The 12,048-nt window shown below is 41.6% G+C and carries 8 protein-coding genes; all 8 read left to right on the forward strand.

Features of this window, described 5'->3' with window-relative positions:
• The first annotated feature begins 97 nt into the window (after positions 1-97).
• Positions 98-1,006: a S1 RNA-binding domain-containing protein gene (locus E7303_RS17285; protein ID WP_292146698.1), complete on the forward strand. Its 909-nt coding sequence runs from the start codon at positions 98-100 to the stop codon at positions 1,004-1,006.
• 78 nt (positions 1,007-1,084) lie between these two features.
• Entirely contained in the window at positions 1,085-2,422 is a 1,338-nt protein-coding gene (locus tag E7303_RS17290; protein WP_292146699.1) for a transposase, read from the forward strand.
• Between the two features lie 97 nt (positions 2,423-2,519).
• The gene (locus E7303_RS17295) at positions 2,520-2,681 is read left to right on the forward strand and encodes a hypothetical protein (protein WP_292146700.1); all 162 of its coding nucleotides are present in this window, start codon (positions 2,520-2,522) and stop codon (positions 2,679-2,681) included.
• Positions 2,682-2,995: 314 nt separating this feature from the next.
• Positions 2,996-4,948, forward strand: a complete 1,953-nt coding sequence (locus tag E7303_RS17300; protein WP_292146701.1) for a hypothetical protein — start codon at positions 2,996-2,998, stop codon at positions 4,946-4,948.
• A gap of 152 nt (positions 4,949-5,100) precedes the next feature.
• Complete coding sequence (locus E7303_RS17305; RefSeq protein ID WP_292146702.1) at positions 5,101-5,856, forward strand: SDR family NAD(P)-dependent oxidoreductase; 756 nt, start codon at positions 5,101-5,103, stop codon at positions 5,854-5,856.
• A gap of 267 nt (positions 5,857-6,123) precedes the next feature.
• A complete protein-coding gene (locus tag E7303_RS17310) occupies positions 6,124-7,113 on the forward strand; it encodes a LacI family DNA-binding transcriptional regulator (protein WP_292146703.1) in 990 nt (329 codons plus the stop codon).
• Positions 7,114-7,218: 105 nt separating this feature from the next.
• The gene (locus E7303_RS17315; RefSeq protein ID WP_292146704.1) at positions 7,219-9,528 is read left to right on the forward strand and encodes a glycogen/starch/alpha-glucan phosphorylase; all 2,310 of its coding nucleotides are present in this window, start codon (positions 7,219-7,221) and stop codon (positions 9,526-9,528) included.
• Between the two features lie 71 nt (positions 9,529-9,599).
• Positions 9,600-11,957, forward strand: a complete 2,358-nt coding sequence (feoB, locus tag E7303_RS17320) for a ferrous iron transport protein B (protein WP_292146705.1) — start codon at positions 9,600-9,602, stop codon at positions 11,955-11,957.
• The last annotated feature ends 91 nt before the right edge of the window (positions 11,958-12,048 follow it).

A 12,048-nucleotide genomic window follows, 5' to 3' on the forward strand; every position in this document is an offset into this window, starting at 1 on the left:
TGCTCTTTTTATTTTGAACTCCCGAAAATAAAGGATTTAGTAACAAAAAAGGGGGTGTCAGATTTGACACTACCAAAAGTTTTTTGGAGGATAAAAAATGGCAGAAGAAACAATGAATGATTTTAAGGATGAGATTGAAAGATCATTTAGAAAGGTAAAAGAAGGGGATATTCTTGAGGGAACAGTTATAGATATTTCAGAAACTGAAATTACTCTTGACCTTAAGTACTACACTCAGGGCGTTATAAAAGTAGCTGATATGAGTGATGATCCAAAGTTTTCAATTCACAGAGATGTAAAAATTGGCGACGAGATCTCAGCGACAGTTATCAGCACTGATGACGGAAATGGAAATATTCTTTTGTCTAAAAAAGAGGCAAATCAGGTTATTTCATGGGACAAAATAAAGGAAATAGCTGATTCGGATTCATATGTAGATGTAAAAGTATCAGAGGCAGTTAAGAGTGGATGCGTAGCGTTCTTAGAGGGAATAAGAGGATTTATTCCTGCATCTAAACTTGATCTTCAGTTTGTTGAAGAGGATAAGCTTTCTGAATACGTTGGCAAAACTCTTAAGGTTAAGGTCATAACAGCAGACAAGGATGCTGATAAACTTGTTCTTTCTGCAAGAGAGTACTTAAAGGAACAGGCTGATGCAAAAAGAGCAGAGATGATCTCCAATGTTGAAGTGGGACTTGTGACCGAAGGTGTTGTTGAAAGCCTTCAGAATTATGGCGCATTTGTAAATCTTGGAAATGGAATGACTGGACTTGTTCATATTTCTCAGATATGTAATCAGAGAATAGCTCATCCATCATCAGTTTTGAAGGTTGGCCAGAAAGTAAAGGTTAAGGTCATTGCCATAAAGGATGGAAGACTCAGCCTTAGCATGAAAGCACTTGAAGAAATAGCTGCTACTGAGATCACTGAAGAAAAAATAGAGTTTGAGAGTGATGGTGATGCTACAACTTCACTCGGAGATCTCTTAAAGAAAGCAGGATTTTGATGCGATAAGCGGCGCACACTCGTGACTTTAGTCATGAGTTAGCCGCAAAAACAGAAATATAAAGAAAGGAGGCAGAACATGAATATTACATCTATGTATTCTGTCAAAATAAAAGAATACAGACATATCTTTAAAGAATCCATAGAACAATATCGTTCTGCCACAGATTTCTTTATAGGTATCTGTTTAAAAGAATGGGACAGGATAACACCCATCAAAGGATTGAAAGCAAAACAGTCATATGTAGAGACACTAACAGTACCAACATCAAGAAGACTAAATGTAGCATATAACTTTAATCAAAAGTTTTACAAGATGCCATGTTACCTGCGAAGAGCAGCTATATCAGAAGCTATCGGTAAAGTCAGTTCCTATAAAAGTAATCTTTTGAACTGGGATTCTTCTGATAAGCGCGAGCGTGGTTTAAAACCATCTCTGCCAAAAGCAGGCTTTTGCTACCCAGTGCTTTATCGTGACAACATGTATGTCCGTGAAAGTGACTATACCGCGCAGATAAAAGTGTTCCGTAATAATACTTGGGATTGGATAACGGTACAGCTTCGCAAGAGCGATGTAGACTATATCCTTCATCATTGTAAAAGTTTAAAAGAATGCGCTCCAACACTACAAAAGCGTGGCAAATGCTGGTATCTTGACTTTGCATTTGAACAAAACATAAAGCTTGTGAATACACCAATCAGAAAACAGACAATACTATCCGTGGATCTTGGGATAAACTCTTCTGCAACATGTACTGTCATGCGTTCAGATGGCACGGTCTTAGGGAGACATTTTCTTAAACTTCCTAAAGAATACGACTCTCTAAAGCACAAGATAGGACATATCAAAAGAGCACAACGCCATGGTTCAAGGGTAGTCACTAATCTCTGGAGTTATGCAAAAGGTGTTAATGATGACATTGCAGTAAAGATAGTAAATTTCATTATGGAAAATGCAACACTCTACAATGTGGATGTGATTGTATTTGAGCACCTGGATCTTAACAAAAAGAAAAGAGGTTCACACAAACAAAAGCTTGCATTGTGGAAGGCGCGATATGTACAAAACATGGTCGAACATAAAGCCCATGTAAACGGCATACGTATCAGCCATATCAACGCCAGGGGAACAAGTTATCTTGCTTATGATGGCAGTGGCAGGGTTCTCCGCGGGCATGATTCAACTAAATGCAAAAGTTACAGCGAATGTGAATTCCAGAACGGAAAGATCTACAACTGTGACCTTAATGCCACATATAATATATGCTCAAGGTACTTTGTAAGAGAGCTCTTAAAGACCTTGCCCGCAAGGGAGAGGCAGCGCATCGAGGCAAAAATCCCCGGTTGTGCGAAGAGAAGCACCTGCACGTTGGCTACACTAATTAGCTTAAATGGAGAACTTCAGGCTGCAGCTTGATGTATCGCTGTATAAGCTGTATCTGTAGTCAATGAGTCCATGCCCTAGAAAACGGGGTATGGAAGCACGCGACTTTAGTCGTGTGAGGCTTCACTTAATGGAAAATGAGTTATTTGAGAGAGCGCCAATTTCGAAAGCGTACATGAAAATGGAGCTCCCTGTTGTGATGGGTATGATCGTGACACTTGTATATAATCTGGTGGATACATATTTTCTTGCGAGTGGCATAAAATCCAGAAGTGCCCATATCTTTGGATAGATCTCGGAGTATTCGCAAAGACACAGTAAATATAAAATAATGCGCCCTGTTTTCTTTCATGCTTATTCAGAACAGAAAACAGGGCTTTTATTTTATCTTAACTGTCTCTATTGCTCATACTAAATCGCTCTATCCAAAGGTATGGGCACTTTCAGCTTGACTGCGTCCGTTTACAAAAAAGTATACTTTTTCGCAGGCAACAAGGTGAAGTTTATAGAAAATTTACTGTAAAATATTATAGAAATAAACGATAATATATATAGACTGTTTACACTGTCACGTTTTTGTCTGTGTTTCATGAAAGGAGATATGGCATGGAAGGCATGAATACTCAGGATATGCTTGGTGGTCAGGATTTATCTACAGCGAATGTTGATGATCTTATAGCGGCAATGAAGGCAGAAGAAGGCGCAGCTGTTCAGGAACAAGCTGCAGAAGCTCCGGCTCCTAAAAAGCCACGAAAGAAAGTTGAGAAAGAACCAGTTCAGGATATTCCTGATCTGGAAGCTATGCTTGCTGGAAATGGACAAGAAGCAGCTGCAGAAGTGTCAGTAGAGATGCCGGCTGAAATGCCAGCTGCAGAGGCACCAGTAGAGATGCCAGCCGAAATGCCAGCTGCAGAAGTGCCAACAGAAATGCCGGCAGCAGAAGAAGCAGCGCCGGATACAGATATGATGGCAATGATGGCAACAATGGAGGGAGCATCAGCAGAGGAAGCCCCAGCAGAGGCGCCAGTAGAGATGCCGGCTGAAATGCCAGCTGCAGAAGTGCCAACAGAAATGCCGGTAGCAGAAACAGCAGAGATGCCAGCAGAAATATCGGCTGCAGAAGAGGCAGTGCCGGATACAGATATGATGGCAATGATGGCAGCAATGGAAGGAGCATCAGCAGAGGAGGCCCCAGCAGAGGCACCAGTAGAAATGCCAGCAGAAATGCCGGCTGCAGAAGTGCCAGTAGAAATGCCGGCAGTAGAAGAAGCACCTACAGAGGCAACATCGCCTGCACAGGATGTTGAGGCAATGATGGCGGCGATGGCAGCTGCTCAAAATGCTTCAGAAGTTGATGCAATGATGGCTGCAATGGCTTCAGGAGAAGCTCCTGCCGAGGTACCGACAGAAGAAGCTGTAGAGGCTAGCCCAGCTGAAATGGCAGAGGCCGATGCTATGGCAGCAGCAATGGCAGCTATGGGGGAAGTGCCAGCTGAGGAAGCACCAGCAGTAGAAGTACTTGTAGAGATGCCAGTCGAAGAAGTGCCTGCGGACATGCCAGTTGCAGAAGAAGTAGCGCCGGATACAGATATGATGGCAATGATGGCAGCAATGGAAGGAACTCCAGTAGTAGAGGAAGCTCCGGTGGCAGAGCCTCAGGTTGAAGAAGCTTCGATTGAAACACCAGCAATGGACATAAATCCAGATGATATAGATCCTGTTATGGCGGCAATGATGGCGGATGCAGCTGCAGCTGCGGCCGCAGCAGAAGCACCGGTTGAAGAAGTTCCGACAGAGGAAGCACCAGCAGAGATGCCAGTAGAGATGCCGGCAGAAGAAGTGCCTATGGACATGCCAGCTGCAGAAGAAGCAGCGCCGGATACAGATATGATGGCAATGATGGCGTCAATGGAAGGAACGGCAGCAGAAGAGGTTTCTGCTGAAGAGGCGCCAGCAGCGATGCCGATAGAAGAGGCAGCGCCAGATACAGACATGATGGCAATGATGGCGGCAATGGAAGGAGCATCTGCAGGCGAAGCTCCTGTTGAAGAAGCACCGGTAGCAGAGATGCCAATTGAAGAGGCGCCTGTAGAAATGCCCGCAGAAGAGGCTATGACAGCAGAGGAACCTCCAATCGTAGAAGCACCTATGGACATTGACCCTGTGGCAGCTGCAATGATGGCTTCAGGAGAAGAAACAGCTGGTATTGATACTTCAGATACAGAAGAGCAGGTTCCTGCGGAGATGGATATGGCGGCAGCAGCTGATGCGATGGAAGGTGCTGTAGAAGATATAGAAGCTTTCCTTGATTCAGAAGATTATGAGTATTTTACAGTAAAAGCAGGCAGTATGACTACTATGGTTATGAAGATGTCTGATGGAAGCGCCATGTCAATTGTTTATGAAGGCAATGAGTTTGATGCATTGGAGTCATCTTTTAACAAGGATGGAAAGACAGTTTATGCCGATATTATGAATGCCTTTGTAAAGGAAACTATTAAAACGGGCGGATCTGTTTGCATGACACGTCATAAAGGCGGAAAAGTGGTATCTAAATGATAATAATTATGGAAACGTGAAGCCTTTTTGATTAGAGAATTGAAGGATGTTGTGTTATGATAAAAGAGTAATTCCTAAACGAAATTCAGGGATTACTCTTTTTCTATTGTTGCAATGGTAGCAAAACTACAACATTACAGGAGGATGAAGAAATGTCAAAAACAGCGATTATAACAGGTGGATCTAGAGGAATCGGCGAAGCTATGTCTCTTAAGCTTGGTGAGATGGGGTACAATGTCGTAATTAATTACAGAAGTGAGTCTTCCAAAGCTTTATCAGACAATATTGCAGAGAAGATAAAAAAGGATTATGGCGTTGATTCATTGGTAGTAAAGGCTGATGTGAGCAAATATGAAGACTGTGAAGCTTTGGTAAAGGCAACAGTAGAAAAATTTGGTGATAATATTGATGTTTTGATCAATAATGCAGGAATCACCAACAATTGTAATTGGATCGATATAAAAAGAGAACAGTATGAAAATGTCATAAATACAAATCTTATGAGTTTTCTTCACATGACACATCTTGTGCTTCCACATATGATAAATCATAGCAGTAAGGATGATCAGTGCTGTATTGTTAACACATCTTCAGTCGGAGGACTTACAGGTGTTATCAATCAGGCTGATTACTGTGCTTCAAAGTCAGGCATAATAGGACTTACCAGAGCTCTTGCTCTTGAATTTGCAGGAAGAGGTGTGAGAGTCAATGCTATTGCACCCGGTATGATAATGACTGATATGCTAAGGGGAGTTAATCAGGATGAACTTAATGCACTTGCAGCAACGATTCCACAGGGATTCATTGGTGACGTTTCGGACATTGCGAGTGCTATGGAATACCTGCTTACTGCGCCATATGTGACAGGACAGGTATTATCACCAAATGGTGGATTTGTTTTGCAGTAAGACAACCGCGTGAGATCATACATAAACTTACACATATATACACAATAAGGACAAGTAGATAAAAAAGAGGATTCTTGCTTAAGCACATAGCTTTTGCAGAAATCCTCTTTTTTTACACTGCCGTAATGTGTAACAGCAATTTTATGCTTTTTTAATGGACAAACCAATGCCAAAAAGCTATGATTAATTGGCATGGAAAACGATTTCCTTATCAGATGACATTTTGTGCCATCAAAAAATAAGATTAAACATTTCAGGCGGGGAAAAATGGTATCGATAAAAGATGTTGCAAAAGAAGCCGGAGTGGCTATCTCAACAGTTTCAAAGGTTTTAAATAATTATCCCAATGTCAGTGAGAAGACCAGGAACAAGGTCAATGAAGTCGTTGACAGATTGGGATTTGTGCCTAATGCAGTGGCAGTATCACTGTCTTCCAAAAAAACAGGAAGAGTGGCACTTTTGATAAAACTGAATTTAAGTACGCAGGCTAGTGATGAGATCAATATGCGGTACATATCCGGGGCAGTTCATAAGGCAAAAGAGCTGCAGCTGGATGTTATCACTGTGTTTGCCTCAATGATAGAGGATATGACTGTCGAAGAGGTCACAAGTTACTTCGAATCCCAGGGAATAAGGGGAATCATTGTTTATGGCATGACCACAAAGGACAAGGCTATTCACAAGCTCATAGATAGTGGACATTTCAAAATGGTCGTAGTTGATGCGCCTATGGTTAATGATTCAACCTCTTCAGTCAGCGTTGATCATGCAAAGGCTCAGTACGATGTTGCTAAAAAGACTATTACTGAGAACAAATGCAAAAAGGTATTATACCTGGCAGGTGAAGACACCGGTTATGTCACTAAGGACAGACTTTTAGGAATAAAGAAACTGTGTGAAGAAAAGAACCTGAAACTCACTGTGAGAAATGGGCAGTTTTCCGAACTAAAGGCAAGAGAGCTCACAATGCGCTTTGCAAAAAATGCTGACTGCGTTGTGTGTGCTTCGGATATGATGGCAATTGGGGCAATGAAGGCCCTTATTGATATGGATATATTCAGACCGGTTTGTGGATTTGACGGGATTATCCTTATGGGATATGTTGGAAAACAGATGAATACTGTTAAGCAGGATTTTTCAAAAATATCTGAAGAGGCAATCCTGGAACTGAACCGATTGATGTCAGGCGAGACCGGACGTAAAGTCACAATAAAGCATGAACTGGTACGAATAAAGTACGAGGATATTATTTCATAAAAAATAATGCTTGCAGAAAACGTTTTCCTATGATAACCTTAACACATAAAAGATAAAGAAAACGTTTTCCGTAAACACGGTTTATTAACGAGAGGAGAAAGAAAAATGTCCAAGCACACAAACATGCAACGCGACGTACTTGTACTCAACCTTGAGGAGCAGCTTGAGGGAATTGCTGATGAGAAATTCGGCAAAACAATTAAGGAGTGTACAGACCAGGAGACTTACTACATTCTTTTAGAGATGTCTTCACGCCTTATGGATGTGGCTGAAGTTTACAACGGAGAAAAGAAAGTTTACTACATCTCTATGGAGTTCCTTATCGGTAAACTTCTCTCCAACAATCTCATTAACCTCAGAGTATATGACAGGGTTAAGGCTATCCTTGAAAAAAATGGCAAGGACCTTTCTAAAGTTGAAGAGTGCGAGCCGGAGCCATCACTTGGAAATGGCGGACTTGGAAGACTTGCTGCCTGCTTCCTTGATTCTATTGCAACATTAGGTCTTGCAGGTGAAGGAATTGGTCTTAACTATCACTTCGGACTTTTCAAACAGGTATTTAAGGACCATCTCCAGTATGCTGAAAAGAATGACTGGATCGAGGAAAATTCCTGGCTTGAGAAGACAGATACTACTTTCGAGGTAGCTTTTGGTGATAAGAAAGTTGTTTCACGTCTTTACAATATGAACGTTGTTGGTTACGACACAGGAGTAAACAAGCTTCATCTTTTTGATATTGAGTCAGTAGACGAGAGCCTTGTAAAAAAAGGAATTGATTTCGACAAGACTAAGATCGATAAGAACCTTACTCTTTTCCTTTATCCTGATGACTCTGATGAGGCAGGAAATCTTCTTAGAATTTACCAGGAGTATTTCCTTGTATCAAATGCTGCACAGCTTATCCTTCGTGAACAGAAAGAGCGTCAGTATGATCTTCATGAGCTTCACAAACATGCTGTGATTCAGATCAATGATACTCACCCAACAATGATCATTCCTGAGCTTATCAGAATTCTTGTTGAGGAAAAGGCATTTAATATTGATGAGGCTATCAACGTAGTCAGCAAGACATGTGCATATACAAACCACACTATCCTTGCAGAGGCTCTTGAAACATGGCCACTTGAGTATCTTGAGAAGGTAGTTCCACAGCTTGTTCCTTATATCAAAGAGCTTGATAAGAGAATCAGAGCTCAGTACAAGAATCCTAAGGTTCAGATCATCGACAAGGATAAAAAGGTTCACATGGCATTTATTGATATCCACTATGGTTTCTCAATAAATGGTGTTGCTGCTATCCACACAGATATTCTTAAGGACAGTGAGCTCAACGACTTCTACAAGATCTATCCTGAGAAGTTCAATAACAAGACAAACGGTATAACATTCCGTAGATGGCTTCTTTCATGTAACCATCCACTTGCTGATTTCCTTTCAGAGACAATCGGAGATGGCTTTAAGAAAGATGCAAATAAACTTGAAAAGCTATTAGACCACATTGACAATCCGGAAGTTCTTGATAAACTTGAAGAGATTAAGATGGATAAAAAGAAAGAGCTTGCTTCTTATCTCAAGGAGCATGAGAATGTTGAAGTTGACCCTGATTCAATCTTTGATATTCAGGTAAAGAGACTCCATGAGTACAAGAGACAGCAGATGAATGCTCTTTATATCATCCATAAATATCTCGAAATAAAGGGTGGCAAGAAGCCTGTAAGACCGCTTACATTCATATTTGGCGCTAAGGCTGCACCTGCATATGTTATTGCAAAAGATATTATTCACCTTTTACTTGTTCTTCAGGAGATCATCAACAATGATCCTGATGTAAATAAGTATATGAAGGTTGTCATGGTAGAAAACTACAACGTAAGCTACGCTGAAAAGCTTATTCCTGCATGCGATGTTTCAGAGCAGATCTCTCTTGCATCAAAAGAGGCTTCAGGAACAAGTAACATGAAGTTCATGCTTAACGGAGCAATTACTCTTGGAACTGATGATGGCGCAAATGTTGAGATCCATGAGCTTGTTGGTGACGACAATATCTATATCTTTGGTATCAGTGCTGACGAAGTTATTAAGCATTACAAGAAGGCTGACTACGTTTCAAAGGATTACTATAAGAAGAGCCCTGTTATAAAGGAAGCTGTAGATTTCATCGTAAGTAAAGAGTGCCTCAAGGTTGGACATAAAGAGAATCTTGAGAGACTTTACAACGAGCTTCTTAACAAGGACTGGTTCATGACACTTATTGATCTTGAGAGCTATATTGCCAAGAAAGATGAGGTCTTCGCTGATTACGAGAACCGTGATAAGTGGAAAAAGATGATGCTTACCAATATAGCTAAGGCTGGATATTTCTCATCAGACAGAACAATCGCTGAATACAACAGAGACATCTGGCATCTCGACTGATATTACTTATAATAAAAGCTTGCACTTAACATAAAACACCCATGTTTCCTTAATGAAAGAGAGAAATTGAAGTGACAATAAAAGATTTACTTATTGGTGAAAGTGCACGAATTGATATTGTTGGCGGAGAGGGAGCTCTTCGCCAACATTTTCTGGATATGGGAGTTATACCAGGGGCGGAAGTTACACTTGTTAAGCTTGCGCCTTTAGGTGATCCTATGGAACTTAGGATTCATGGGTATGAGCTCACACTTCGTCTTGCTGACGCTGAGAAAATTCAGGTAACCAAGCTATCTGAGGCGAAAGAACCTGGTAAGGCAGGACAGTCAAAAAAGAATTCTAAAAAGATCGAACACCCGGGACTTGGTGAGGAAGGTAAGTTCCATCCAAAGGGAAGCGGCAATCCTTTGCCGGATACAGCTCTTTTGACATTTGCTCTTGTAGGTAACCAGAACTGCGGAAAGACGACTCTTTTCAATCAACTGACAGGTGCAAATCAGCATGTTGGTAATTTCCCTGGAGTTACTGTGGACCGCAAGGATGGTTCAATACTCGGACAAAAAAATACAATGATAACGGACCTTCCCGGAATATATTCCATGTCTCCATATTCCAGTGAAGAGCTTGTCAGCAGGAACTTTGTGCTTGAGGAAGAGCCTGAGGCCATCATCAACATTGTGGATGCCACAAACATGGAGAGAAATCTGTATCTGACTATGCAGCTTCTTGAAATGGACATTCCTGTGGTGATTGCCCTTAACATGATGGATGAACTTAGGGGCAATGGTGGAACGGTTGATATCAACCTTATGGAGAGTATGCTTGGGGTTCCTGTTGTTCCTATTTCTGCAGCCAAGAATGAAGGCATAGACGAGCTTGTGCGCCATGCCATGCACATAGCCCACTACCAGGAGAAACCGGGACGCCAGGATTTTTGTGATGAAAATGATAATGGCGGCGCTGTTCACAGATGCATCCACGCAGTTATGCATCTTATACAGGATCACGCTAAGACAGCAGAGCTCCCATTGAGATTTGCGGCCAATAAGGCAATAGAGGGAGATCAGCTCATAATTGATAAGCTAAATCTCGATGATAATGAAAAAGAGACACTTGAACATATTACAAGGCAGATGGAGGCAGAAAGAGGCCTTGACAGGGCAGCAGCCATCGCAGATATGAGATTTGCTTTTATCCACAAGATATGTGATGAATGCCTTGTAAAACCTCATGAGAGCAAGGAACAGATCAGAAGCCAGAAGATAGATAAAGTCCTAACCGGCAGATTTACTGCTATTCCGGTGTTTATTCTTGTAATGGCATCTATTTTCTTTTTGACCTTTAATGTGATCGGAGCTTTTTTGCAGGGACTTATTGAAACTGGAGTTAGCGCATTGACGTTTCTTGTAGACAATGCCATGACGCAGGCAGGAGTTAATGCAGCTATTCACAGCCTCGTGGTTGATGGTATTTTTGAAGGCGTGGGAAGTGTCCTTAGCTTTTTGCCTATAATCGTTACAATATTCTTGTTCTTATCACTTCTTGAAGACAGTGGATATATTGCAAGAGTTGCATTCTTTATGGACCAGCTCCTTAGGAAAATAGGACTTTCCGGAAGAAGTATAGTTCCGCTTTTGATCGGCTTTGGATGTACGGTTCCGGCTGTAATGGCGACCAGGACCCTTCCAAGTGACAGAGACAGGAAAATGACGATTCTTCTTACTCCATTTATGAGTTGTACCGCCAAGCTTCCTATTTATGCCTTTTTTGTGGCAGCATTTTTCCCTGACAAGGGATGGCTGGTGATCACCGCGCTGTATTTTCTGGGGATTGTCTTAGGAATAATAGTTTCTTTGATCTATAAAAAGACATTGTTTAAGGGCGAAGCAGTTCCGTTTGTAATGGAACTTCCAAATTACCGCATGCCTAGTGCCAGAAGTGTAATGCAGCTGATGTGGGAAAAGTCAAAAGATTTCATTCAGAGGGCATTTTCAGTTATTATGCTGGCTTCAATAGTTGTGTGGTTTTTCAAGAGCTTTGATTTCCATCTGGAACTTGTGGCCAGCACCAAGGACAGCATGCTTGCAGCAATTGCCGGAATTCTGGTTCCTATCTTTAAACCAATTGGCCTTGGAGATTTCAGAATATGCACATCTCTCATAAGCGGTTTCATGGCAAAAGAGAGTGTGGTATCAGTTTTGGAAGTGCTGTTTGACGAAGCAGGCGGCGTTTCTGCTGCTATAAGCACTTTGTCTGCAGTAAGCCTTCTTGTCTTTTCACTTGTTTATACTCCATGCGTTGCGGCTGTTGCTGCAATTGGCAGGGAGATGGGAAGACGATGGGCTGTTGCTGTTGTTCTGTGGCAGTGCGTAGTTGCGTGGATTGCAGCATTTATTGTGTACTATGTGGGGATGCTTATAGGAATGTGATCAGGGAAGTCAGCGGGGACGGTTCCAATGTCATTTAGATAGTAGAATTCTTGATAGCAGTATATTATTATAAACATGATAAATCCAAGCA

It is taken from the genome of Butyrivibrio sp. (assembly GCF_015056685.1).
Taxonomy (GTDB): domain Bacteria; phylum Bacillota; class Clostridia; order Lachnospirales; family Lachnospiraceae; genus Butyrivibrio.